General features: G+C 72.7%; 1 protein-coding gene. It reads right to left on the bottom strand.

From position 1 onward, the window contains the following. Positions 1-3 precede the first annotated feature (3 nt). On the bottom strand, positions 4-567 hold a 564-nt coding region (locus V7E46_RS33695), incomplete at its 5' end, for an FMN-binding negative transcriptional regulator (RefSeq protein WP_333771950.1).

Here is a 567-nt window from a genome sequence, read left to right as displayed (position 1 = left end):
GGGTCAGGTGGCGGCCGGGGTGCCGGAGGGGGTGCCGAGTCCGATGCCGCGCATCAGCCGGGCCAACTGCCGGCCGCTCCGCTCGTCGTCGGCCTCGAAGCGCCGGATGACGCGCTCCTGGACGTCCGGCGTCTTCTCCTGGCTCAGCTTGAAGATGGCGTCGACGTGGGTGACCCGGAAGTGGAAGGCGCCGACCCCGGGGGCGATCTGCCGGAAGTAGTCGAGGGACTCGGCCAGGTCCCACTTGTCGCCGAACGCTTCCTCCAGCGTCCTGACGGTGTGGCTGACGATGTCCAGCGTCTCCTGCGGGTCCTGCACCGGGTGCACCGTGCCGTGCAGGTGGACGGAGGTGAAGTCCCAGGTGGGGGCGGCGGGGGTGGTGCGGTAGAGGGTGGGGGTGACGTATCCGCAGGGGCCGTCGAACATCAGGCGGGCGGCGAGACCGTCGGTCAGCGACTTCCAGTGCGGGTTGCCGCGGTCCATGTGCCCGAGCAGGCCGCAGCCGGTCAGCGGGCCGTCGGCGGGGGCGCCGGGCGGCAGGACGACGGGGACGTGGGTGGCGTGCGG

The organism is Streptomyces sp. IBSBF 2435, from assembly GCF_036815005.1.
GTDB lineage: Bacteria > Actinomycetota > Actinomycetes > Streptomycetales > Streptomycetaceae > Actinacidiphila.
The sequence above is the reverse complement of the archived record's forward strand: the minus strand, read 5'-3'. Positions and strand labels throughout refer to the sequence as shown.